The sequence below is a fragment of the Mycolicibacter minnesotensis genome, from assembly GCF_010731755.1.
Taxonomy (GTDB): domain Bacteria; phylum Actinomycetota; class Actinomycetes; order Mycobacteriales; family Mycobacteriaceae; genus Mycobacterium; species Mycobacterium minnesotense.
In genome coordinates this window covers 2,276,453-2,299,228 of sequence record NZ_AP022589.1, presented here as the reverse complement: position 1 = coordinate 2,299,228, position 22,776 = coordinate 2,276,453, and the positions used below count along the sequence as shown (strand labels likewise).

The following is a 22,776-nucleotide window of genomic DNA, read 5'->3' as shown; positions in this document are numbered from 1 at the left end:
TGTTACGCACCTCACATTACCGTCACGGTCACAATGGTTTCCATGCCCGCGCAGCCTGCTCATGACGTCGAGGATCCGTACCTGTGGCTCGAGGATGTCACCGGCGAGCGGGCGCTGGACTGGGTGCGCGCCCACAACACCCCGACGGTCGACGAGTTCGCCGGCGACGAGTTCGAAGCCATGCGCGCCGCCGCTCGCGAAGTGCTCGACACCGACGCCCGCATCCCGTACGTGCGACGCCGCGGTGAGTACCTCTACAACTTCTGGCGTGATGCCACCAATCCGCGTGGGCTGTGGCGGCGCACCACGTTGGACAGTTACCGCACCGACAGTCCGCAGTGGGATGTGGTGATCGACCTCGACGCGGTGGGACGCGCCGACGGAGAGAACTGGGTGTGGGGTGGCGCCAACGTCATCGAACCGGACCACAGCCGCGCCCTGATATCGCTGTCCCGGGGCGGATCGGACGCCGTGGTGGTTCGCGAATTCGACATGGCAACAAGAGAATTCGTCGCGCCTGACCGGCAGGGCTTCGAGCTTCCCGAGGCCAAGACGCGGATCAGCTGGGAAGACCACGACACCGTTCTGGTGGGCACCGACTTCGGGCCTGAGTCCCTGACCGAATCCGGATATCCCCGGATGGTGAAGCGCTGGCGCCGAGGCCAGGACCTGGCACAGGCGGAGACGGTGTTCACCGGATCCGCCTCCGATGTGGTGGTTGCCGCAGGTCGCGACCGCACCCCCGGATTCGAGCGCACCTTGGTGTCACGGGCGATCGACTTCTTCAACGACGAAGTCTATGAATTGCGCGGCCTCCCCGGCCAGCAAGAGCTGATCCGCATCGACGCGCCCACCGACGCCTCGGTGTCGGTGCACCGGCAATGGATTCTGATCGACCTGCGTACCGACTGGGACACCGGCACCGCGTCCTACCGGGCCGGCTCGCTGTTGGCCGCCGACTACGACGAGTTCCTCGCCGGCACCGCGCAGTGCACCGTTGTCTTCGAACCGGACAACCACACCGCGCTTCATCACTACGCGTGGACTCGCGATCAACTGGTCCTGGTCACCCTGCACGACGTGGCCAGCCGGGTCGAGATCGTCAGGCCTGGCGACTGGCAGTGCCGGCCCGTTGCCGAAGTACCGGAAAACACCAACACCGTGATCGCGGCCGCCGACGACACCGGGGACGAGATCTTCCTGGACTCCAGCGGATTCGACCGGCCGTCTCGACTGCTACATGGGCCGGTGGGCGGTCCCCTGACCGAGATCAAGTCTGCACCGGCATTCTTCGACGCTGAAGGCCTGGCGGTCAACCAGTACTTCGCCACTTCTCAAGACGGCATCGCGATCCCCTACTTCGTGGTGCGCCCGGCAAACGCCACCGGCGCGACGCTGCTGGGCGGCTACGGCGGCTTCGAGGTGGCGCGCACACCCGGCTACGACGGCGTGCTGGGCCGATTGTGGCTGGCGCGCGGCGGAACCTACGTGCTGGCCAACATCCGCGGCGGCGGCGAATACGGTCCGAGCTGGCACACCCAGGCCATGCGCGCCGGCCGACACCTGGTGGCCGAGGACTTCGCCGCGGTGGCAACCGATCTGGTGGAGCGCGGCATCACCACCGTGGATCAGCTCGGCGCGGTGGGAGGCAGTAACGGCGGCCTGCTGATGGGCATCATGCTGACCGCGTATCCGCAGCTGTTCGGGGCGCTGGTGTGCCAGGTGCCGCTACTGGACATGCGGCGCTACCACCTGCTGTTGGCCGGGGCTTCCTGGGTCGCCGAATACGGCGATCCGGACGACCCCGAGGAATGGGAATTCATCAGCAAATACTCGCCGTATCAGAATATTTCGGCCGACGCGGCGTACCCGCCGGTTCTGATCACCACGTCCACCCGTGATGACCGCGTACATCCGGGCCATGCCCGCAAGATGACTGCGGCGCTTCAGGACGCTGGACACCGCGTCGCCTACTACGAGAACATCGAGGGCGGGCACGGCGGGGCGGCCGACAACGCGCAGGCGGCGTTCAAGTCCGCGCTGAGTTTCTCGTTCCTGTGGCGGATGCTGGGCACTGCGCGCTGAGAACGCCGCAGTGCCGGCCGTGGGTGTAGCGCCGGGCAGTCAGGACTTGCGCAGTCCACCCAGCACCGCGACGCCGACTCCCACCACCACCAGCACCGCCCCGGCTGCCAGGGTCACGCCCAGCCATTGGTGCAAGCTGTCTTCGGCCACGTCCACGAGGGCATCAGCGATCCGGCGGACATCGCCGGTGGCCTGACTGAGCACCTGGCTGAGGAGGCGCCGCGCCACTTCGATCCCCGACCAGCCGATCGCACCCACCAGCAGGGCCGACACACCCAGGCTCGCCAGTGCCCTACCGCGGTGGCGGGCCGCGACCAGCGTCAGGATCGCACACAGGCCGGCCATCGCACCCAGCACGACGCTGAGCAGCGGCCCCCACACCGACAGCCGGTGCAGACCGCCGGGGCGCATGACCTCCGTCGACGTCGAGGTCAGGGGGATCGTCAGCGAGGCGGGCAACGTGATCGGGTAGTCGGCCAGCAGTTGCGCGAACGCGTCGTCGCGCAGCATCGGGATCACGTCGATCTCCCAGGGACCCGGATCGCCGACATTGAGCAGCCAGGCGTGCCCGTCCCGGTTGACCCGAACGAACTGTGCCGGAAAGGACGGCCCGGTGGTGAAGGAACGGGCCGCCGCCCGCACCTCCGACGGGTCGATGCTGAAACCACTGGCCCGGATCAACAGCACCGTCTGGGCGCTCAGCTCAGCGGCGACCGCGTCCTGCAAGGCCGGTTGAGTCGCGGCATGGGACGCCAGGCGCGCGTAACCGTCGGCATCGATGAGGTTGGTCTGCGCCCACGCCGTCGGCAGCGCCACCGCAAATGTCACGGTGGCCAGCAGCCAGAACAGCGCCGCCGAGAAGACGCGCACTATTTCGCGGTGCGTCGCGGTCGCGCCAACACGATGCGGGTGAGCAACCGGTTGGTGCGAGCCAGTGTGGCCAGTGAGTTGTGGTAGTAGTTACCGCCGGCGCCGACATTCGTGCGCGGCACCACGACAGTCTCCTGCTTGCAGAACTTGCGGATGCCGTCCTCGCCGCCGAAACGCGCCCCGATACCCGACGTCTTCCACCCGCCCATCGGAGCCGTGGTGCACATCAGGTTGGAGATCACGTCGTTGACGTTGACCGCCCCGCAGTCCAGCTGCAGTGCGATGTCTTTGGCGCGCGCCACATCGCGGGAGAACACCGATGCGCTCAGCCCGTAGACGCTGTCGTTGGCGAGGCGAATCGCCTCTTCGACACTGGCAACCTTCATGATCGGCAGGGTCGGGCCGAAGGTCTCCTCGGTCATGCAGGCCATCGAGTGATCCACATCGACCAGCACGGTGGGCGCAAAGAAGCTGCCGGGACCGCTCGCGCGTTCTCCACCGGTCAATGCCCGCGCTCCGGCGGCCACCGCCTCCTTCACGTGCCGCTCGGCGATCGCCAGCTGCTGGTCGCTGATCAGGGCACCGAAGTGCTTGCCTTCGCCGACGCCCATCTGCAGGGCCTCGACATCGCGGACGACCGCGGCGACGAACTTGTCGTAGACGGGTTCGAGGACATAGACCCGCTCGACCGACACGCAGGTCTGCCCGGCGTTGAACATCGCGCCCCAGACCGCGGCATGCGCGGCCAGGTCGACATCGGCGTCTTCGCACACGATCATCGGGTCCTTGCCGCCCAGTTCCAGGCTGACCGGCACCAGCCGGCTCGCGGCCCGCTCGGCGACCTTGCGCCCGGTAGCGGTGGAACCCGTGAACTGCACGTAGTCGGAGTTGTCGATCACCGCTTCGGCCACCTCGCGGGCGCCCTGCACCACCGCGAACACATCCGGTGCGCCCGAGGCCAGCCAGCCCTGGCGCAACAGCTCAGCGGTCAGCGGGGTCTGCTCGGACGGCTTGAGCAAGACGGCGCACCCGGCCGCCAATGCGCCGATCGCATCCATCAAGGCATTGGCCACCGGGTAGTTCCACGGCGCGATCACGCCGACTACCGGCCGCGGCCGGTAGTGGATGGTGATCTTCTTGACCTTCAACACCGGCGTCGACGCCGGCCGGGTCTCCGGGGCGACCGCCTTCTCCATCACCTTGATCACGTACGACAGGATCATGATCAACAGTGGGACTTCTTGGGCGGCGTCAGTGCTGGATTTGCCGGTCTCGGCGATCAGCAGCTTCTCGATCTCGTCCCGGTTGTCGCCGAGCCACACCGCGAAACGTGCCAGGGCCTTGGCCCGGCCCTTGGCACCGCGGTGCTCCCACTCGCGCTGGGCGGTGCGCAGCCCGGCCGCAATCGTGGCGACGTCGGAAGAATCGGTCCAGCGCACCTCACCGGCAGTCTCCCCGGTGGCGGGGCTGAACACGGTTCCGGTGCCGGTGAAGCTGGCGACTGAATTGGTGGCGGTCATGGCGCCATGCTAACCCGGTCTGTGACGCGGATCGCACCGGGCCTCGACAGGTGTCAAGTCACTGGCACGATACCGCGCAGGTACCCGGCCTGCCCCAGGTGTTGGGCGCAGTCGTCGAGAATGCTGACCACCCGCACACCCGCCGTGACCGGTGGATCCCACTGGGTGTCGACCACCCGGGCCAGCTCCTGCGCGGTGACACCGTCGAGGTAGCCCAGCGTGAACTGATGCACGTCGCGGTAATACCCGGCAAGCAGCTGCGGCGGGGCTTTGACCTTGGCGACATCGTCTGGCCCATGGCCGTAGCCGCTGTCCTGCGCCGGCAGGTCCAGGCCGAACCGGTCCACCCAGCCGTCGCGTGTCCACACCTGCTCGACACCGGCGATCTGCGCGATCTGGATGTCCTGCACCCGGGCGCTGTGCCAGAGCAGCCAGGCGATGCTGTTGGCCTGTGCCGTCGGCCGATACTCTGCGACAGCGTCGGTGAGCCCGTCGGTGAGCTGGTCGACGTGTTCGATCAGCCGAGTGAACGCATCTGCCAGCAGCACCCGCAACGCGGCGACTGCAGCGCTCTCGTTGCCCGTCATAGGGGCGACGCTACGCCTGGTGGCAGACCGCCTCGACGTTGTTGCCATCCGGATCGCGCACGAACGCGCCGAAATATCCGGGGTGGTACTCCGGCCACAGCCGCGGGGCATGCAGCGACTCCGCGCCCAGCCGCAGCGCGGTGTCGTAGAACTCCTGCACCTGCGCACGGTCGGCGGCGCTGAAAGCGATGTGCACTTCCCGGTTGGCGCCCGAGGCATCACCCGCTGCAGCGTCGGCGATCCAAAACGTCGGCTTGCCCTCGGTGCCGTAGCCGGTGGCCGGGCCGACATCCATCTGCCGTGTGTAGCCCAGGACCGCCAGGATCGCGTCGTAAAACTCCTGTGAACTGGCGTAGTCAGTGCAGTTAATGCCGAAGTGATCGATCACGCCATCATCCTGGCACGCGGCACCGACGGGTCGTAGATTGTCCAGATGAGCCTCGACCTCGTGGTCCGCAACGGCACGATCGTCGACGGTCTGGGTGGCCGGCCGTATGTCGGCGACGTCGCGATCCGCGACGGGGTGATCACCGAGATCGGCGCGGTGTCCGGCGGCGCACGCCACGTGATCGATGCGACCGGACTGCTGGTCACACCGGGTTTTGTAGACCTGCACACCCACTACGACGGCCAGTCCATCTGGTCTGACCGGCTCAACCCTTCCTCGGCGCATGGCGTGACGACCGCGCTGATGGGCAATTGCGGCGTGGGCTTCGCGCCGTGCCGCCTCGACGACCACGACGTACTGGTGGACCTGATGGCCGGCGTCGAAGACATCCCCGGCGTGGTGATGACGGACGGGCTGCCATGGACCTGGGAGACCTTCCCACAGTTCATGGACGCCGTCGACAAACGGCATCGGGATATCGACGTGGCGGCGTTGTTGCCGCATTCGCCGCTGCGCGTCTACGTGATGGGCCAGCGCGGCGCGGACCGCGAGCCGGCCACACCCGCAGATTTGGCGCAGATGCGTCGGCTGGCCCAGGAGGCCGTCCAAGCCGGGGCACTGGGGTTCTCCTCGTCACGGCTGATGACCCACCGCACCAAGACCGGCTCCCAGATCCCCAGCTACGACGCCTCCTACGCCGAGATCCTCGCGATCAGCCGTGGCCTGGCCGAGGGCGGCGGCGGCCTGATCCAGTTCGTGCCCGATCTGCCCGACGGCGCCTATCAACCCGTCCTGCAGCAGGTGTTCGACGCGGCCACCCTGGCCGGCCTGCCCGTCACCTTCAGCCTGCTGATCGGCAACGCCGGTGCGCCACTGTGGCGCGACGCCATGGCCATGGTGGAGGCCGCCAACGGCTCTGGCGCCACGATCACCGCTCAGATCTTTCCCCGCCCCATCGGACTCATGGTCGGCCTGGACCTGAGCATCCACCCGTTCGTGCTGTACCCGAGCTATCACGAGATCGCCCGCCTGCCGCTGGCGGAGCGGGTCGCCGAGATGCGTAGACCCGAGGTACGGCAACGGATTCTGGCTGACCAGCCCACCATCGTCCCGACCAACCCGCTGGCCTACCTGGCCCAGTCCTGGGACTGGACCTTCCCCCTCGGCGATGAGCCCGACTATGAGCCGGATCCAGCACAGAGCATCGCGGCACGCGCCCGGGCACGCGGGGTATCGCCGGCCGAGGAGGCCTACGATCGGCTGCTCGATGACGACGGCCACGCGATCATGCTCGATGCCCTGGCCAACTTCGAGAACAACTCGCTGGACACCGTCAGCACGCTGATGCGCCGCGATGATGTGGTGCTGGGCCTGGGCGACGGCGGAGCGCACTACGGAATGATCTGCGACTCCAGCTTTCCCACCTACGTGCTGACCCACTGGGCCCGTGATCGCGCATCCGGCCGCCTCAGCATCGAAGCGGCGGTGCGTGAACTCACCTCTACTCCGGCCAACGTCGCCGGGCTCGGTGACCGGGGCCGCCTCGCGGTCGGCTACAAAGCCGACCTCAACGTCATCGATCACCAGAACCTGCGCCTACATAAGCCGGTGGTCACCTATGACCTGCCCGCCGGTGGACGCCGCCTGGATCAGACCGCCGACGGTTACGTCGCGACGATCGTCGCCGGCGAGGTGATCGCCGAGAACGGCAAGCCCACCGCGGCCCGGCCGGGCAAGCTGGTGCGCGGCCGCCGATCCGCGCCGGCCTGAAATCACCGGAGTACCGTTCGCAGATGTGACCGAGCCTTCGGAGCCCAAATACACCCACGGCCATCACGAATCGGTGCTGCGCGCCCACCGTGCTCGCACGGCACAGAACTCCGCCGCCTACCTGTTGCCGGAGCTGAAACCTGGCCTGCGGTTGCTGGATGTCGGCTGCGGCCCGGGAACCATCACCGCGGACCTGGCCGCTCTCGTCGCGCCCGGCCAGGTGACCGCCATCGAACCCGTCCCCGAGGCGCTGGACCTGGCTCGCGACTGCGCCGCGCAGCGCGGGCAGCGCAACATCGACTTCGTGGTCGCCGACGTGCACGCACTGCAGTTCCCCGACAACAGTTTTGACGTCGTCCACGCCCATCAGGTGTTGCAGCACGTTGCCGACCCGGTGACCGCGCTGTCCGAGATGCGACGGGTGTGCAGGCCCGGGGGCGTGGTCGCCGCACGCGACAGCGACTACGCGGCATTCACCTGGTACCCGGCGTCGGCGGAGTTGGAGGACTGGCTGCGGCTCTACCGCGACGCCGCACGGGCCAACGGCGGCGAGCCCGACGCGGGCCGGCACCTGCTGGCGTGGGCCCACGCGGCCGGCTTCACCGACATCACCCCGACCGCGAGCGCATCGTGTTTTGCCACCCCGGCGGATCGGGAGCACTGGGGCGGGATGTGGGCCGACCGGATCCTGCAATCCGCGATCGCCGAACAGCTGCTGGTCAGCGGGGCCGCCGATCAGGCCAAGCTGCAGGCAATTTCACTTGCCTGGCAAAGCTGGGCCGAGCACCCCGACGGCTACTTGATGATCCCGCACAGCCAGATCCTGTGCCGGGTGTGACGCCTCAGATCAGCCGCTTCGGCGGGGTGGACCGGGCGACCAGTTCGGCGTCGCTGGTCACCGCGTCGCCCAGCACCTGATCGACGCGGGCCAGCAGCTCGTCGGGGATCTGAACACCGGCGGCTTTGACGTTCTCGGTGACCTGCTCCGGGCGTGATGCCCCGACCAGCGCGGCGGCGACGTTGTCGTTCTGCAGCACCCAGGCGATCGCCAACTGTGCCGTGGTGAGACCCAGCTCGGCGGCGATGGGCTGTAACTGTTGCACTCGGGTCAGGACGTCGTCGGCCATGAACCGTTTGATGAAGTTCGCCCCGCCCTTCTCGTCGGTGGCCCGCGAGCCCGCCGGCGGCGGTTGCCCCGGCAGATACTTGCCCGACAGCACGCCCTGGGCCATCGGCGACCAGACGATCTGCCTCAAGCCCAGCTCTCGACAGGTCGGCACCACCTCAGGCTCGATCACCCGCCACAACATCGAGTACTGCGGCTGGTTGGAGATCAGCGAGATGCCGAGCTGGCGGGCCAGGCCGTGGGCTTGGCGGATCTGTTCAGCAGTCCATTCACTGACTCCGATGTAGAGGGCCTTGCCCGCCCGGACGATGTCAGCGAAGGCCTGCATGGTCTCCTCCAGCGGAGTGAAGGAGTCATACCGGTGCGCTTGATACAGGTCCACATAGTCGGTACCCAGCCTGCGCAGTGACCCGTCGATGGCCTCCATCATGTGCTTGCGGGACAGGCCGGTGTCGTTGCGGCCCAACGGCGCCGGCCCGATCGGCCAGTAGACCTTGGTGAAGATCTCCAACGATTCCCGCCGCCGGCCCTGCAGCGCCGCGCCCAGCACCTCTTCGGCGCGCCCGTTCGCATAGACGTCGGCGGTGTCGAACGTGGTGATCCCGGCATCCAGCGCGGCATGCACACAGGCGGTGGCGACGTCGTTCTCCACCTGCGAACCATGGGTCAGCCAGTTGCCGTAGGTGATTTCCGAGATCTGCAGGCCGGAGTTGCCCAGGTAGCGAAATTCCATAGCGCCATCATGGCCCACAACCGGCGGCGAGTCTCCTGCCGGATAACTATCCTCGACACCATGGCCGCCACCGTCGATCTGCCACGCCTGGCCGAGTTGCTGAGCGGTTACCGCTTCGCCTTCTTGGTCACCGTCGGAGACGACTACCGGGTCCGCACCACCGCGATCACACCACGATTCGACGGCAACCGCCTGGACATCGGGCCGGTGGGTCCGCACGGCCGGGAGAACCTGTCCCGTCGCAACGCTGTCACCCTGGTCTGGCCGGCCACCGACGTCGACCAGTACTCACTGCTCGTCGACGGCCAGGCCGAGCTCCCTGAGGATCCAGCGGTCCCGGTGCTGGTGACCCCGACGAAAGCCCTGCTGCACCGGCCGATGTTCGAACCCGGGACACAGCGAGCGGTCGGCACCGCCCACGACTGTGTGCAACTCAAGGCGCACTGACGGGCAGCTTGAGCGGTCGCCCGGCGACCATCAGCACCACGTCGTCGGAGGCCGCGGCCATCCGCGCGTTGAGCACTCCCAACAGGTCGCGGAACAGTCGCCCCGACGCGGTAGCCGGTACCACCCCGCTACCCACCTCGTTGCTCACCGCCGCCGCAGGTGCCGGGCACGCCCGCCAGGCCGCCACCAGCTCGTCGATATCGGCGTGCACGCGCTCCAGCGCGCCGCCGTCCCAGACGTGGTGCAGGTCCATGCGGGCGGTGAGCCAGGTGCCCAGGCAGTCCAGTAGCAGCGCGTGGGTGGCCGACCGCAGTTCTTCGGCGACCTCGGTGGTCTCCACCGTGCGCCAGCAGTCCGGGCGCCGGGCCCGGTGCAGCCGCACCCGCTGCGCCCATTCCGGGTCACCCTCGCGAACTCCGCCGGTCGCCAGGTAGGTCACGGCCGGCTCGGCGGCCAGCAGTGCCTCGGCGTGCGCTGACTTGCCGGAGCGGGCGCCGCCCAGCACCAGGGTCCGGGTCGGGGCATTCGTTGCTGCACCCACGCACACCGCCTCACCGTCGCGTCCCGGTCGAGCACCTGAATCCGACAGTACGGCAGTCAATTCCGACTCGGAAGGATTGTGGTGGCTCAGGTGTATCGCGACCACGTCGGTGGTGTCGGTGACGGCGCCGACGGTCCGCAGGTGCGCCACCGTGTTCGCGAACTCGAGCAGGTCGTGGTGTTCGGTGCCATGTTCGGCGTAGGTCCCGAAGGTCTCTTCCAGGAACACCGCGTCGTATCCGGCGCCGGTCACGGCGAGGTGGGTGGCGTCGGGGAGCGGGCCGGTGTCGGTGGCCCAGAAAATCCGGCCACCATCGGATTCCAGGTCATAGAGCACTGCGTCGCCGCCGATGTCGGCCCCATGGTTGGCAGCCAGCACCCGTACGTCGTAGTCGCCGAGTCGGATTCGGTCGCCGGACTGCACGGTGATGAATCGCACCGGGTCGTCGGGCCCCACCCAGTGTTCACACTGCTCGAGCGCGCTGGGCGGGCCGACCACGTCGAGCGGTTCGGTCGCCCCGGTCCAGTGCCGCATCAGCAGCGCGGCCGGGCCGACGTGATCGGGGTGGCCGTGAGTGAAGAGGATGTGACGCACGCCTGCCAGGGACCGCCCGAAGCGCATCGCGGCGCGCGGCACCTCTGGCCCGCAGTCCAGCAGTAGGACACCGTCGACCAGCGCGGCGGTCTGGCCTCGAACCTGGGTCGCCGAGGTACAGGACGTGCAGCGGCAGAACGGATTCGGCCAGCCGTCGGCGCTGCCAGTGCCCAGCAGCAGGATCTCCATGCACTCATCCTCGTTGACTCTGCGTTGACCAGACACTCCACTCGCATTTCTGCCCGGTGTGCGCAGAGTCAACGTAGACGACGAAGGCCCGGCCTGCCGAAGGCAGACCGGGCCCTGTCGTGCTCAGACTCTTAGAAGTCCATGCCGCCCATGCCACCGGTCGGGTCGCCCGCGGGTGCGGCCGACTTCTCCGGCTTGTCGGCGACAACGGCCTCGGTGGTCAGGAACAGTGCCGCGATGGACGCCGCGTTCTGCAGCGCCGAGCGGGTCACCTTCACCGGGTCGGCAACGCCGGCCTTGAGCAGGTCCTCGTACACACCGGTCGCGGCGTTGAGGCCGGTTCCCGAGGGCGAGTTGGTGACCTTCTCGGCGACAACGCCGGGCTCCAGGCCCGCGTTGAAGGCGATCTGCTTCAGCGGAGCCGACAGCGCGACGCGCACGATGTTGGCACCGGTGGCCTCGTCACCTTCGAGCTTGAGCTCGTCGAGCGACGGAGCGGCCTGCAGCAGAGCCACGCCGCCACCGGCGACGATGCCCTCCTCCACGGCGGCCTTGGCGTTGCGCACCGCGTCCTCGATGCGGTGCTTGCGCTCCTTGAGCTCCACCTCGGTGGCAGCCCCGGCCTTGATCACCGCAACACCGCCGGCCAGCTTGGCCAGGCGCTCCTGCAGCTTCTCGCGGTCGTAGTCGGAGTCGCTGTTCTCGATCTCGGCGCGGATCTGGGCCACCCGACCGGCGATGGCGTCGGAGTCACCCGAGCCCTCGACGATGGTGGTCTCGTCCTTGGTGATGACGACCTTGCGGGCGGTGCCCAGCAGGGCGACGTCGGCGCTCTCCAGCGACAGGCCGACCTCTTCGCTGATGACCTGGCCACCGGTGAGGATCGCCATGTCCTGCAGCATCGCCTTGCGACGGTCACCGAAGCCCGGGGCCTTGACGGCCACCGACTTGAAGGTGCCGCGGATCTTGTTCACGACCAGGGTCGACAGGGCCTCGCCCTCGACGTCCTCGGCGATGATCAGCAGCGGCTTGCCGGACTGGATGACCTTCTCCAGCAAGGGCAGCAGGTCCTTGACCGTCGAGATCTTCGAGCTGACCAGCAGGATGTAGGGGTCCTCCAGGACGGCTTCCTGACGCTCGGCGTCAGTGACGAAGTAGCCCGAGATGTAGCCCTTGTCGAAGCGCATGCCCTCGGTGAGCTCGAGCTGCAGGCCGAAGGTGTTGGACTCCTCGACGGTGATGACACCCTCGTTGCCCACCTTGTCCATGGCCTCGGCGATCAGGTCACCGATGGTCTGGTCGCCAGCGGAGATACCGGCCGTGGCCGCGATCTGGTCCTTGGTCTCGATCGCCTTGGCCGTGGCGAGCAGGCCTTCGGTGATCTTTGCGACGGCCTTCTCGATGCCGCGCTTCAGACCCAGCGGGTTGGCGCCGGCGGCTACGTTGCGCAGCCCTTCCTTGACCAGGGCCTGGGCCAGCACGGTGGCGGTGGTGGTGCCGTCACCCGCGACGTCGTCGGTCTTCTTGGCGACCTCTTTGACCAGCTCAGCGCCGATCTTCTCGTACGGGTCCTCCAGCTCGATCTCCTTGGCGATGGACACACCATCGTTGGTGATCGTGGGGGCGCCCCACTTCTTCTCCAGGACGACGTTGCGGCCCTTGGGGCCCAGCGTCACCTTGACGGCGTCGGCGAGGGCGTTCAGGCCCCGCTCGAGGCCGCGACGGGCCTCTTCGTCGTACGCAATTTGCTTAGCCATTGCGAAGTGTTTCCTCCGGTTAGGGGGTGCACGTCTTGTTGGTCGGGTTCAGTGCCCGCGACGGACGGCTGTGGGTGTGCTCCGCAGGTGCGGCCCCTGCCTCACCGTCCCGACCTAGCACTCACTGGTCGCGAGTGCCAACGTCATTTTTAGCACTCGCCCATGGAGAGTGCAAGGTCGGGACGGTGAAGCTCAGCCCCTATCTCGGAGCGCGTAAACCGTCGATGACGACGTCGGTCACCCGCTCCGCCGACTCCGGATGGTAGGACTCCATCGCCTGACAGCCGACCAGGAGTGACTTCACTTCGCGCGTGCCGATGTCACGACGTGCGGTGCCCGCATCCTGAGCGGACCGCAGCAGCTCCCCGAGCAGGGCGAGAAATGCCTCCTCCGCCTCCTGCCCGACGTCGATGCCGAGTCCGGCAAGCGCCTCGACCACCCCGCGGTCCTTCGCCCCCCACCTCACCATCGTGCGCAGAAAACCGAAGAGCGCCTCACCGGGACCGTCGGACTCCAGCAGGGCGTAGCCCCCGTCGATCAGGCGCCGGATGTGGTCCTGGACCACCGCACGAAACAGCTCCTCTTTGGTCGGAAAGTGACGGTAGATGGTCCCGGCCCCGACGCCGGCGCGCCGGGCGATCTCATCGATGGGCACCGACAGACCCTCGGAGGCAAACGTCTCGTAGGCGACTTCCAGCACACGGGCGCGGTTACGCGCCGCGTCGGCGCGTAACGGACGTGCCTGCTCAGCCACTAGACAGCCCCTATCGGTTGACAAAACGGGGCGCACGTTCCGTATAGTCTCGGTTAACCGGAGCGATCGCCCCGCTTACCCTACCGCTCAGGAGCACCCCATGGCCAAGTGGACCACCGCAGACATCCCCGACCAGGCCGGCCGCGTCGCCGTCATCACCGGAGCCAACACCGGCCTCGGCTACGAGACCGCTGCCGCGCTCGCCGCGCGGGGCGCCCACGTGGTTCTGGCCGTGCGCAATCGCGACAAAGGCAAGGACGCCGCCACCCTGATCAGCAGGCGCAATCCGGGCGCCCACGTGTCGTTGCAGGAGCTCGACCTCACGTCACTGGACTCGATCCGCGCCGCAGCCGAGCAGTTGCGGGCCGATCATCACCGCATCGATCTGTTGATCAACAACGCCGGGGTGATGTACACACCCAAATCGACGACGCAGGACGGCTTTGAACTGCAGTTCGGCACCAACCACCTGGGCCACTTCGCCTTCACCGGGCTACTGCTGGATCGACTGCTGCCGGTCCCCGACTCGCGTGTGGTGACGGTCAGCAGCATCGGCCATCGCATCCGCGCCGACATTCATTTCGACGACCTGCAGTGGGAGCGGCGCTACAACCGGGTGCAGGCCTATGGGCAAGCCAAACTCGCCAACCTGCTGTTCACCTACGAACTGCAGCGGCTGCTGGCACCACATGCGACCACCATTGCCACCGCCGCGCACCCCGGCGGCTCCAACACCGAGCTGATGCGCCACCTGCCGGGATGGGCCGCCACCGCCTACCCCGTGGTCGCGCCCCTGTTCCAGGACGCCGCCATGGGTGCACTGCCGACGCTGCGCGCCGCCACCGACCCGCAGGTGCTCGGCGGACAGTACTTCGGGCCCGACGGATTCGCCCAGACGCGCGGCTACCCCGTCGTAGTGCAGTCGAGCCGCAAATCCCACGACGCCGAAGTCCAAAAACGGCTGTGGACCGTCTCCGAGGAGCTGACCGGGGTGGTCTACCCGGTGGGCTGATTCGGGCTCACGCGATGTCGAGCAGCTGTTCGTAGAAGCCGCCGAATCCGCGGGCCCGGTTCACCAGGTGGACCTCCAGGATCCAGTGGCAGACCCTGCCGGTGGGGTCGGTGCGCCGCATCGGCTCGTCGGATCCGGGCGCGACGTAGAACCGGGCGTCGTCGCCGGAGATCTTCTTGTGCGGAAACTCACCGAGCAGATGCCCGGCAATCGGGGCACCGAACTCGAAGCCCTCAGCCCGGGCCAGGTCGACGACATGGTCGAACAGCTGCGCCCCGGTGATGTCGGCGTGCGCCTCGAAGTAGGCCCGCCCGGCATGCCACACCCGGGGCAGAGTGTCGCGTAGCGCCAGCTTGTCGGTGTCGTCCCCGAGTACGAAGGTGCGACCGAAGTCGGCTTCCCACTCCTCGAAGATCGGCCCCAGATCCAGGTAGGCGATGTCGTCGTCGGCCATCACCCGGTCGGGCGGGTCGGCGTGAAACGGCAGCAGGCTGTTCTCCCCGGCCCGCACCACCCGGCGGTGCCAGTGTCGGGACACCCCGAACATGTCGGCGGCCAGATCGCGGATCTCGTCGGAGAGCTGGCGCTCACCGACTCCGGGACGGACCATGCCGCGGCGTTCGATCTCGTCGAACAGGGCGCCCGCCTGGGCCTGCGCGTCGCGGAGTCGCTCGACGCGCACGGATTCCGGCTCCCGCGGGGTGGACACACCAGCGATGCTATCGGCTTGCCCTAGACTCGATCTCGATCAGATAGGAGACCGGGTGCGGGCTGAAGCAGCGCCCAGCACCCGGGCTTTGCGGGGCTGGCAACGCCGGGCTCTGGTGCGCTATCTGACCGCCAAGCCGCGAGATTTCCTGATGGTGGCCACCCCCGGCGCCGGCAAGACGACGTTCGCGCTGCGCATCGTCGCCGAGCTGTTGGCTGATCGTACGGTTGAGCGCATCACCATCGTGGTGCCTACCGAACATCTCAAAGTGCAGTGGGCCAGCGCCGCCGCAGCACACGGGATCGCACTGGATCCGCGGTTCTCCAACTCCGACTCGCAGACCAGCTCGGAATACCACGGGGTCGTGGTCACCTACGCCCAAGTCGCCAGCCACCCCACCCGGCACCGGGTCCGCACCGAGGCCGCCAAGACACTGGTGATCTTCGATGAGATTCACCACGGCGGAGACGCCAAAAGCTGGGGCGACGGCATCCGGGAGGCTTTCGACGACGCCACCCGGCGGCTGGCATTGACCGGCACCCCGTTCCGCAGCGACGACAGTCCCATCCCGTTCGTCAACTATGAGCCCGACGGGGCCGGCCATTTGCGCTCCGTGGCTGACGACAGCTACGGCTACACCGACGCGCTGACCGACGGCGTGGTTCGCCCGGTGGTGTTCATGGCCTACTCGGGCGAGGCCCGCTGGCGCGACAGCGCCGGGGAGGAGCACTCGGCCCGGCTCGGCGAGCCGCTGACCGCCGAGCACACCGCTCGCGCATGGCGTACCGCGCTGGACCCCGCCGGGCAATGGATGCCGGCGGTGATCACCGCGGCGGACACCCGACTGCGGCAGCTGCGCGACGGCGGAATGGCCGACGCCGGCGGCATGATCATCGCCACCGATCAGAAGGCAGCCCGTGCCTACGCCGTGCTGCTGAAAAGGCACACCGGCGAGGAACCCACCGTGGTGCTCTCCGATGATCCCAGCGCCTCGGACAAGATCGCTCAGTTCGCCGCGGCTACCAGCAGTTGGTTGGTGGCGGTGCGGATGGTCTCCGAGGGCGTCGACGTACCCCGGCTGGCGGTCGGTGTCTATGCCACCAGTGCATCCACCCCGCTGTTCTTCGCTCAGGCAATCGGACGTTTCGTGCGGTCGCGACGGCCCGGCGAGACTGCCAGCATCTTCCTGCCATCGGTGCCTTCGCTGCTGGGCCTGGCCAGCGAGATGGAACAGCAGCGCAACCACGTCCTGGGCAAACCCCATCGAGAGTCCGAGATGGACGAGTTCGCCGAAGCTCAGCGCCGGCGCGACGAGCCCTCCGAGCTGGACAACAAGTTCGAATCACTGGGCGCCGATGCCGAGCTGGACCAAGTGATCTTCGACGGTGCCTCGTTTGGCACCGCCACTCCGGCCGGCAGCGAGGAGGAGGCCGATTACCTCGGCATCCCCGGGCTGCTCGACGCCAACCAGATGCGTGACCTGCTCCGGCAGCGCCAGGAGGAGCAGCTGGACCGCAGGTCGAAAGTGGCCGCCGCCGGTGGGGCTCCAGCGCCGACGACCACGCACGGTCAATTGCGCGCGCTACGCCACGAGCTCAATGCGTTGGTGTCGGCGGCGCATCACCGACTCGGCAAACCACACGGCTGGATTCACAACGAGTTGCGCCGGATCTGCGGCGGCCCGCCGGTGGCGGCAGCGACCTCGGATCAGCTGCGGGCGCGGATCGTGGCCATCCGGCAGCTGTAGGCCACGCCCTAGAGCGTTCAGTCCTGGTGCGCCCACGCGCTGTCGGCCAGCCACGGCGATGCCTGCGCGATCACCGACCACGCCCACTCCTGGGGCACGTCGACCACCCGGTAGGCCTTGACGCCCGCGGCGGTGGCCGCGATCAGGGTGGCCAGCCCCGCCCGGCGCTGAAACCAGCTCTGACGGACAGTCCACCCAACGATTCCCGCGGTGGCGATGCAATAGCGGCGCTGTTCCCAACTGCCGGTGCGCGCCGACAGCCAGTGCTCATCGACGCGATGACCGAGGACCCGGGCCCGGTCTGCGGCCAGCGCCGCCGCGCCCAGCATGAGAGCCACCCACAGCGCCCAGCACCACGGGGGAACGCCGCCTGAGGCCGCCGCGACAGCAAGCCCCACACCCAGAGCCACCGGTCCCATCATCGCCCGGGTCCAGCGCCGGCGCACTGCCGCCGGTCCGTGCTTGCGCAGCGGCCCGGTGACCGCCACAGGATTGTCGACCAACCCGGTCAACACCTCCTCCGCGGTTGCCCGCGGGCAGGGCGGCAGCAGGATCGAAGACTCTCCTTCGCCGGTGATTCCGGTCATCGCCGCATCCAGCCGGGCGCCGCCGAAAAGCCGAACCAGCAACGGCCGACGCAACGTTCCGCCACGCAAGCGGCGCATGTCGTAGTTGTAGTGGCGGACCCGAAGCAGCCCGTAGCTCAGCGCCAGCACATCCCCCGCCACGCCAGATCTGCGCGCCAGCACCAGGTTCCCGTACGTCAGCAGGGACCGCAGCACCGCCAGCACCATCGAGACCACCCAGAGCACGGCGGCGATCAGTACCGCACTCTGCTGAAGGCCGAACTGTTCTGCGGTGATGATCCAGTTCCTGCTCACCGGTGAATCCTGCAGCGCCGCCCAGACTCCGCTCTGAAACAGTGCCCCCACCGCGGCGCCAACCATCACCAGCCCGGACAAGCTCAGGGGGCTGTACCGCAGCCACGACGGATGCCACCGCGCCAGTACCGTCGTGGGCGCGGGCGCCGATCCTGCGTCGGAGTCGGCCTGCCCCGTGTGGGCCAACAGCATCGCCCGCAGCTGGGGCACCTGTGCGCTCTCGACCGCGTTCAGTTCGAATGCCCCGTCTCCGGCCGCATGCTGGCCGGTGCTGACGCGGAGCACGGTCAGACCCAGGAGTCGGTGCAACGGCCGCGCGTCGGTCTCCACTGAGCGAATTCGATTCCGCGGCACCGAAAGCACCTTGCGACGCACCAAGCCTGAACGCAGCTGGACAAGGCCGGCTTCGGGGTCGGACTCGATCCGGTAGCCCGTGGTGAACCAGCGCGTCACACCCACCACGGCGATCACCCCGACCAGCGGCAGCACCCAGAGTTGATTGTCGGTCGCCGAGCCGAACACCACCACCGCGATCAGCAAAGGCAGCTCGCGCAGCAACTCGTGCAGCGGATGTACCAACAGCATCCGCGGGCTCAAGCGCTGCCAGGTGGATTCATCGGAGACGGTGCTCACGTGGCGTCTCCGGCTCCGAGCGAGGCGATGTCGGTCAGCTGCTCGACCACCCAGTCGGCGACCGAGGCATCGAGGGCAACGATGTGCACCGCGCCCGCTGACGACGCGGTCGTCACCCGCACATTGGCCAGGCCCAGCAGCCGGTCCAACGGCCCCCGGTAGGTATCGACTGTCTGCACCCGCGACAGCGGCGCGATCCGGCGTTCCTGCACCAACCAGCCGGTGCGGGTGTAGACCGCCCGGTCGCTCAGGTCCCACCGGTGCACTCGGTAGCGCCACAGCGGGGCGATCACGACCGACACCAGCAGGCCCAGCGCGGTGACCACCAGGGCCGCGGTATGCAGCCACTGTGGGTAGCGCACGGTCGCCTCGGCTACCTGTTCGTCAGCCATGGCCCAGATCAACTGCAGCACCGCCAGCATCAGCCATGGCATCGCGCCGACCATGGCCCAGACCAGCGGCGCGCGGGAACTGGGACGGTTGGCGGGTTCGATCAACATGAACTCGCTGGGCTGGTCTTGGTGCTGGGCCATGTAGGAGAGGATGTCAGGGCGGGCGCCGGGCCGCATCGGCAACGGGCGGAAAGCGAACACAGCCAACGCCGCGTCACCTGAGTATCGTTTGTCACATGGGCAATCGGGACACCTGGACCGCAGAGAACGTCCCCGACCAGACCGGACGCACCGCGGTAATCACCGGCTCCAACACCGGAATCGGCTATCACACCGCTGCCGGGTTGGCCCGGCACGGCGCGGCGGTGGTGTTGGCGGTCCGCGACCTCGACAAGGGCGCCGCCGCGGCCGACCGGATCACCGCCGAGTACCCGCACGCGACCGTCGTGGTGCAGGAACTCGACCTGAGTTCGCTGGCTTCGGTCCGCGAAGCTGCCGAGAAGCTCGGCACCGCCTACCCCCGCATCGATCTGCTGATCAACAACGCGGGCGTCATGTACACGCCCAAGCAGACCACCGTCGACGGATTCGAGCTGCAGTTCGGCACCAACCATCTGGGGCATTTCGCCCTGACCGGCCTGCTGCTGCCGCGGCTGATGCAGGTAGCGGGCGCACGGGTGGTGACAGTCAGCAGCATGGCGCACCGGATCATGGCGGCGATCCATTTCGACGACCTGCAGTGGGAGAACGGCTACAACCGGATTGCCGCCTACGGGCAGTCGAAACTGGCCAACCTGATGTTCACCTACGAGCTGCAACGCCGGCTGGCGGCCCACGACTCGTCGACCATCGCCGTGGCCGCCCATCCAGGCACGGCGCACACCGAGTTGACCCGCCACCTGCCGCCGTTTCTGCGTCCCGCCGACCGGCTGCTGTCGCCGTTGATGGTGCAAAGCGCCGCGATGGGTGCCCTGCCGATCCTGCGTGCGGCCACCGACCCCGAGGTGCTCGGGGGCCAGTACTACGGGCCCAGCGGAATCGGCGAGCAGCGCGGACAACCCAAGCTGGTGGAGGCGAGCAGACAGGCGCACGACGCCGAGCTGCAACGGCGACTGTGGGCGGTATCTGAGGAACTCACCGCGATCACCTTCCCCGTCTAGGTCAGACTGTGCGCATGCGATCCGTCGAAGAGCATCAGCGGGCCGTCACCGACCTGATTCGAGCGCGGCCGCCAGCCACCTTGGCGTTGTCCGATGCCACGGGTCTGGTCCTGTCGGCGGACGTGGTCGCGCCGATCTCGCTGCCGGTCTTCGACAATTCGGCGATGGACGGCTACGCCGTGGTGGCCGACGACGTGTCCGGCGCCGCGCCGGACCATCCGGTGACACTGCCTGTGCCCGAGGACATTCCCGCCGGACGCACTGATATCCCCACGCTGAAGCCGGGTACCGCGCACCGCATCATGACGGGCGCCCCCTTTCCGGATGGCGCCGATGCCGTGATTCCGGTCGAGGACACCGACGGCGGGGCCGAGGTGGTGCGCATCAATGCCCCCACCACGCCGGGCCGCCATATCCGCCGCGCCGGGGGCGACGTCGCCGCGGGCACCACGGTGCTGTGGACCGGGCAGGTCGTGACCGCACCGGCGGCCGGCCTCGCCTCGGCGCTGGGTCTGGCCGAGCTGACGGTGCAGCCCCGGCAGCGGGTTCTGGTGATCTCCACCGGTTCCGAACTGGTCACCGCGGGCACGCCGCTGGCGCCCGGGCAAATCTATGAGTCCAACGGTGTGATGCTGTCGGAAGCGGCACGCGAGGCCGGCGCCGAGGTGGTGGCCGCGGTGACGGTCGCCGACGACACCGCTGAGTTCATCGGGGTGCTCGACCGCTACGGGGTGCGCGACGGGGCGGTGGACCTGGTGATCACCAGCGGCGGAGTGAGCGCGGGCGCCTACGAGGTGGTCAAGGACGTCTTCGGCCGCGACGGCGGCCAGGGCGTGCACTTCGTCAAAGTGGCGATGCAGCCGGGGATGCCGCAGGGCATCGGGAAGATCGGTGCACCCGGGTCCGATTGCGCCATCGTCACACTGCCGGGCAATCCGGTGAGTGCGCAGGTGTCCTTCGAGGTGTTCGTGCGACCCGCGCTGCGCCGCGCAATGCACCTGCCCAACCCGGATCGGCCGCGCCGCACCGCAACTCTGCGCGAGAAGCTGGTCTCCCCGGCCGGCAAGCGCCAGTTCCGCCGTGGCCTGCTCGACCCCGAGACGGGGACCGTCACCAACTACGGACCGCCGGCCTCGCACCATCTGCGTTACCTGGCTTGCGCGAACTGCCTGCTCGACATCGCCGCCGAGGTGACCGAACTGCCGGTGGGCACTCCGGTGGAGGTCTGGGACCTCACCACGTGAACACGCCAGCTTCTAAGATGGCCCAATGGCCAGACGCCCCCGCGCAGCAGATGATCCCGGCGGAATCCGACACCTGATCGAGCTGGTGCGCTCGACAGTGCCGCCGATGCACAGCGCGGGGCTGCCGTTCGTCGGTAGCGCGCTGGGCGTGGCACTGCTGGGCCGCAAGCGTCGTTGGGTGCGCGGGGCCGGGCTGCTGGCCGCCGGCGCCAGCGCCGGATTCTTCCGGCATCCGCATCGGGTGCCGCCCACCCGCCCCGGTGCGGTGGTGGCCCCCGCCGATGGGCAGGTCTGCCTGGTCGACACGGCAGCCCCGCCGCCGGAGTTGGATCTTCCCGACACACCATTGCCGCGGGTCAGCATCTTTATGTCGGTCTTCGACGCGCACGTGCAGCGCGCGCCGATCGGCGGCGAAGTGGTCGAGGTGTTGCACCGGGCCGGCCGGTTCGGATCGGCGGATCGCACCGAGGCCAGCGAGGACAACGAGCGCAACAGCGTGCGGATCCGCACCGCCGAGGGCGCCGAGGTGATCGCGGTTCAGGTGGCCGGTCTGGTGGCCCGGCGCATCATCTGCGACACCCGACCCGGCGATCACCTGGCGATCGGTGACACCTACGGCTTGATCCGGTTCGGCTCACGACTCGACGTGTATCTGCCGGTGGGCACGCAGCCACTGGTGAGCGTGGGCCAGCGCATGGTCGCCGGCGAGACCGTGCTGGCCATCCTGTCATGACGCCTCACGCCCCCGCGGCGCGCAACCGGGGCCCGGTGGGTCTGCACATCCTGCCCAGTTCCATGACGGTGCTGGCGATCTGCGCCGGCCTGACCTCGATCAAGTACGCATTGGACGGACAGCCGCACCTTGCGATGGCACTGATCGCCGCCGCCGCCATCCTCGACGGCCTGGACGGCCGGGTGGCGCGCATCCTGGACGCCGAGTCTCGCATGGGTGCCGAGATCGACTCCCTGGCCGACGCCGTCGATTTCGGCGTGGCGCCCGCGGTGGTCATCTATGTGACGCTGCTGTCGACACAGCCGGCCGGCTGGATCGTGGTCCTGCTGTACGCGGTGTGTGTGGTGCTGCGGCTGGCCCGGTTCAACACCCTGCTCGACGATGCCACCCTGCCGGCCTATACCCGGGAGTTCTTCGTCGGAATGCCCGCCCCGGCCGGCGCGATCACCCTGATGGGCCTGCTGGCCGCCAAGCTGCAGTTCGGTGACGGCTGGTGGACGTCGCAGTGGTTCACCTGCATCTGGGTGGTGGGCACCTCGATGCTGCTGGTCAGCCGTATCCCGATGCGCAAGATGCACGCCGTGTCGGTGCCGCCGCACCTGGCTGCGGTCCTGCTCGCGGTGCTGGCGCTGGTGGCCGCGGCGGCCTTCCTGTTCCCCTACGTGCTGGTGCTGGTGCTGATCGGGCTGTACCTGTGCACCATCCCGTTCTCGGTCCGCAGTCAGCGCTGGGTAGCTGCACACCCGGAGGCCTGGGAGGACGCACCCAAGGAGCGCAGGGCCGCACGGCGGGCGATTCGCCGGGCCCAGCCGGGCCGTCGCCCGGGCGTACGGCGGGGCATCCGCCGGCCCAATGGCCAGTCGATGGCCCGCCTGCGACTGCGCAAGCCCGGTCGTTGAGTCAC

General features: G+C 68.3%; 21 protein-coding genes. 10 read left to right on the top strand and 11 right to left on the bottom strand.

Features of this window, described 5'->3' with window-relative positions:
• The first annotated feature begins 42 nt into the window (after positions 1 to 42).
• Complete coding sequence (locus G6N09_RS10650) at positions 43 to 2,085, top strand: prolyl oligopeptidase family serine peptidase (protein WP_083022645.1); 2,043 nt, start codon at positions 43 to 45, stop codon at positions 2,083 to 2,085.
• A gap of 39 nt (positions 2,086 to 2,124) precedes the next feature.
• Here G6N09_RS10650 and G6N09_RS10645 read toward each other — a convergent pair whose 3' ends face one another.
• From G6N09_RS10645 to G6N09_RS10630, 4 genes are read right to left on the bottom strand one after another with little or no spacing between them, the layout of a single operon-like run.
• On the bottom strand, positions 2,125 to 2,955 hold the full coding sequence (locus G6N09_RS10645; protein WP_083022644.1) for a hypothetical protein: 831 nt from the start codon (positions 2,953 to 2,955) through the stop codon (positions 2,125 to 2,127).
• The gene (locus G6N09_RS10640; protein ID WP_083022643.1) at positions 2,955 to 4,475 is read right to left on the bottom strand and encodes an aldehyde dehydrogenase family protein; all 1,521 of its coding nucleotides are present in this window, start codon (positions 4,473 to 4,475) and stop codon (positions 2,955 to 2,957) included. Before G6N09_RS10640 ends, G6N09_RS10645 begins: the two co-directional genes overlap by 1 nt.
• A 53-nt stretch (positions 4,476 to 4,528) precedes the next feature.
• Complete coding sequence (locus tag G6N09_RS10635; protein ID WP_083022642.1) at positions 4,529 to 5,062, bottom strand: mycothiol transferase; 534 nt, start codon at positions 5,060 to 5,062, stop codon at positions 4,529 to 4,531.
• A 10-nt stretch (positions 5,063 to 5,072) separates the two neighbouring features.
• A complete protein-coding gene (locus G6N09_RS10630) occupies positions 5,073 to 5,450 on the bottom strand; it encodes a VOC family protein (protein ID WP_083022801.1) in 378 nt (125 codons plus the stop codon).
• Positions 5,451 to 5,495: 45 nt separating this feature from the next.
• On the opposite strand from G6N09_RS10630, the gene G6N09_RS10625 reads away from it, so the two are divergent.
• A complete protein-coding gene (locus G6N09_RS10625; RefSeq protein ID WP_083022641.1) occupies positions 5,496 to 7,220 on the top strand; it encodes an N-acyl-D-amino-acid deacylase family protein in 1,725 nt (574 codons plus the stop codon).
• Positions 7,221 to 7,245: 25 nt separating this feature from the next.
• A complete protein-coding gene (locus G6N09_RS10620; protein ID WP_083022640.1) occupies positions 7,246 to 8,058 on the top strand; it encodes a class I SAM-dependent methyltransferase in 813 nt (270 codons plus the stop codon).
• 4 nt (positions 8,059 to 8,062) lie between these two features.
• Here G6N09_RS10620 and G6N09_RS10615 read toward each other — a convergent pair whose 3' ends face one another.
• Positions 8,063 to 9,079: an aldo/keto reductase family protein gene (locus tag G6N09_RS10615; protein ID WP_083022639.1), complete on the bottom strand. Its 1,017-nt coding sequence runs from the start codon at positions 9,077 to 9,079 to the stop codon at positions 8,063 to 8,065.
• A gap of 60 nt (positions 9,080 to 9,139) precedes the next feature.
• Here G6N09_RS10615 and G6N09_RS10610 point away from each other — a divergent pair, with 60 nt between their 5' ends.
• Positions 9,140 to 9,526, top strand: a complete 387-nt coding sequence (locus G6N09_RS10610; RefSeq protein ID WP_083022638.1) for a pyridoxamine 5'-phosphate oxidase family protein — start codon at positions 9,140 to 9,142, stop codon at positions 9,524 to 9,526.
• Here the strand turns inward: G6N09_RS10610 and G6N09_RS10605 are convergent.
• The 3 genes from G6N09_RS10605 to G6N09_RS10595 all read right to left on the bottom strand — a co-directional run bounded on the left by G6N09_RS10605 (position 9,513) and on the right by G6N09_RS10595 (position 13,361).
• The gene (locus tag G6N09_RS10605) at positions 9,513 to 10,850 is read right to left on the bottom strand and encodes a bifunctional adenosylcobinamide kinase/adenosylcobinamide-phosphate guanylyltransferase (RefSeq protein ID WP_083022637.1); all 1,338 of its coding nucleotides are present in this window, start codon (positions 10,848 to 10,850) and stop codon (positions 9,513 to 9,515) included. The genes G6N09_RS10610 and G6N09_RS10605 overlap by 14 nt on opposite strands.
• Positions 10,851 to 10,981: 131 nt before the next feature.
• Positions 10,982 to 12,607 carry a chaperonin GroEL gene (gene groL, locus G6N09_RS10600; RefSeq protein ID WP_083022636.1) on the bottom strand — a complete coding sequence of 542 codons (1,626 nt, stop codon included), beginning with the start codon at positions 12,605 to 12,607 and terminating at the stop codon, positions 10,982 to 10,984.
• A gap of 199 nt (positions 12,608 to 12,806) precedes the next feature.
• Positions 12,807 to 13,361, bottom strand: coding sequence for a TetR/AcrR family transcriptional regulator (locus G6N09_RS10595; RefSeq protein WP_083022635.1), 555 nt, complete (start codon positions 13,359 to 13,361; stop codon positions 12,807 to 12,809).
• A gap of 100 nt (positions 13,362 to 13,461) precedes the next feature.
• Between G6N09_RS10595 and G6N09_RS10590 the strand changes: the two genes are divergently transcribed.
• Positions 13,462 to 14,373: an SDR family NAD(P)-dependent oxidoreductase gene (locus G6N09_RS10590; RefSeq protein WP_083022634.1), complete on the top strand. Its 912-nt coding sequence runs from the start codon at positions 13,462 to 13,464 to the stop codon at positions 14,371 to 14,373.
• Between the two features lie 7 nt (positions 14,374 to 14,380).
• On the opposite strand, the gene G6N09_RS10585 is transcribed toward G6N09_RS10590, so the two are convergent.
• Complete coding sequence (locus G6N09_RS10585; protein WP_083022633.1) at positions 14,381 to 15,082, bottom strand: M24 family metallopeptidase; 702 nt, start codon at positions 15,080 to 15,082, stop codon at positions 14,381 to 14,383.
• 55 nt (positions 15,083 to 15,137) lie between these two features.
• Here G6N09_RS10585 and G6N09_RS10580 point away from each other — a divergent pair, with 55 nt between their 5' ends.
• Positions 15,138 to 16,829: a DEAD/DEAH box helicase gene (locus G6N09_RS10580; protein ID WP_083022632.1), complete on the top strand. Its 1,692-nt coding sequence runs from the start codon at positions 15,138 to 15,140 to the stop codon at positions 16,827 to 16,829.
• Positions 16,830 to 16,846: 17 nt separating this feature from the next.
• On the opposite strand, the gene G6N09_RS10575 is transcribed toward G6N09_RS10580, so the two are convergent.
• Positions 16,847 to 18,295 carry a PH domain-containing protein gene (locus G6N09_RS10575; protein ID WP_083022800.1) on the bottom strand — a complete coding sequence of 483 codons (1,449 nt, stop codon included), beginning with the start codon at positions 18,293 to 18,295 and terminating at the stop codon, positions 16,847 to 16,849.
• Between the two features lie 44 nt (positions 18,296 to 18,339).
• On the bottom strand, positions 18,340 to 18,876 hold the full coding sequence (locus tag G6N09_RS10570) for a PH domain-containing protein (protein ID WP_234806889.1): 537 nt from the start codon (positions 18,874 to 18,876) through the stop codon (positions 18,340 to 18,342).
• 95 nt (positions 18,877 to 18,971) lie between these two features.
• Between G6N09_RS10570 and G6N09_RS10565 the strand changes: the two genes are divergently transcribed.
• The 4 genes from G6N09_RS10565 to pssA are packed head-to-tail and all read left to right on the top strand — an operon-like array spanning position 18,972 to position 22,771.
• Positions 18,972 to 19,895 (top strand): SDR family NAD(P)-dependent oxidoreductase, encoded by a 924-nt coding sequence (locus G6N09_RS10565; RefSeq protein ID WP_083022631.1) that lies wholly within the window; start codon positions 18,972 to 18,974, stop codon positions 19,893 to 19,895.
• Positions 19,896 to 19,909: 14 nt separating this feature from the next.
• Positions 19,910 to 21,139, top strand: coding sequence for a molybdopterin molybdotransferase MoeA (moeA, locus tag G6N09_RS10560; protein WP_083022630.1), 1,230 nt, complete (start codon positions 19,910 to 19,912; stop codon positions 21,137 to 21,139).
• A gap of 25 nt (positions 21,140 to 21,164) precedes the next feature.
• Positions 21,165 to 21,872, top strand: coding sequence for a phosphatidylserine decarboxylase (locus tag G6N09_RS10555; protein ID WP_083022629.1), 708 nt, complete (start codon positions 21,165 to 21,167; stop codon positions 21,870 to 21,872).
• On the top strand, positions 21,869 to 22,771 hold the full coding sequence (gene pssA / locus G6N09_RS10550) for a CDP-diacylglycerol--serine O-phosphatidyltransferase (RefSeq protein ID WP_083022628.1): 903 nt from the start codon (positions 21,869 to 21,871) through the stop codon (positions 22,769 to 22,771). Before G6N09_RS10555 ends, pssA begins: the two co-directional genes overlap by 4 nt.
• The last annotated feature ends 5 nt before the right edge of the window (positions 22,772 to 22,776 follow it).

Excerpts from the sequence above, each read along its gene's own strand:
- G6N09_RS10650 (WP_083022645.1), top strand. The coding sequence starts at position 43 with ATGCCCGCGCAGCCTGCTCATGACGTCGAGGATCCGTACCTGTGGCTC.
- G6N09_RS10640 (WP_083022643.1), bottom strand. The coding sequence starts at position 4,475 with ATGACCGCCACCAATTCAGTCGCCAGCTTCACCGGCACCGGAACCGTG.
- G6N09_RS10635 (WP_083022642.1), bottom strand. The coding sequence starts at position 5,062 with ATGACGGGCAACGAGAGCGCTGCAGTCGCCGCGTTGCGGGTGCTGCTG.
- G6N09_RS10625 (WP_083022641.1), top strand. The coding sequence starts at position 5,496 with ATGAGCCTCGACCTCGTGGTCCGCAACGGCACGATCGTCGACGGTCTG.
- G6N09_RS10615 (WP_083022639.1), bottom strand. The coding sequence starts at position 9,079 with ATGGAATTTCGCTACCTGGGCAACTCCGGCCTGCAGATCTCGGAAATC.
- G6N09_RS10610 (WP_083022638.1), top strand. The coding sequence starts at position 9,140 with ATGGCCGCCACCGTCGATCTGCCACGCCTGGCCGAGTTGCTGAGCGGT.
- G6N09_RS10605 (WP_083022637.1), bottom strand. The coding sequence starts at position 10,850 with ATGGAGATCCTGCTGCTGGGCACTGGCAGCGCCGACGGCTGGCCGAAT.
- groL (WP_083022636.1), bottom strand. The coding sequence starts at position 12,607 with ATGGCTAAGCAAATTGCGTACGACGAAGAGGCCCGTCGCGGCCTCGAG.
- G6N09_RS10590 (WP_083022634.1), top strand. The coding sequence starts at position 13,462 with ATGGCCAAGTGGACCACCGCAGACATCCCCGACCAGGCCGGCCGCGTC.
- G6N09_RS10575 (WP_083022800.1), bottom strand. The coding sequence starts at position 18,295 with ATGCTGTTGGTACATCCGCTGCACGAGTTGCTGCGCGAGCTGCCTTTG.
- G6N09_RS10570 (WP_234806889.1), bottom strand. The coding sequence starts at position 18,876 with ATGGCCCAGCACCAAGACCAGCCCAGCGAGTTCATGTTGATCGAACCC.
- G6N09_RS10565 (WP_083022631.1), top strand. The coding sequence starts at position 18,972 with ATGGGCAATCGGGACACCTGGACCGCAGAGAACGTCCCCGACCAGACC.
- moeA (WP_083022630.1), top strand. The coding sequence starts at position 19,910 with ATGCGATCCGTCGAAGAGCATCAGCGGGCCGTCACCGACCTGATTCGA.
- G6N09_RS10555 (WP_083022629.1), top strand. The coding sequence starts at position 21,165 with ATGGCCAGACGCCCCCGCGCAGCAGATGATCCCGGCGGAATCCGACAC.
- pssA (WP_083022628.1), top strand. The coding sequence starts at position 21,869 with ATGACGCCTCACGCCCCCGCGGCGCGCAACCGGGGCCCGGTGGGTCTG.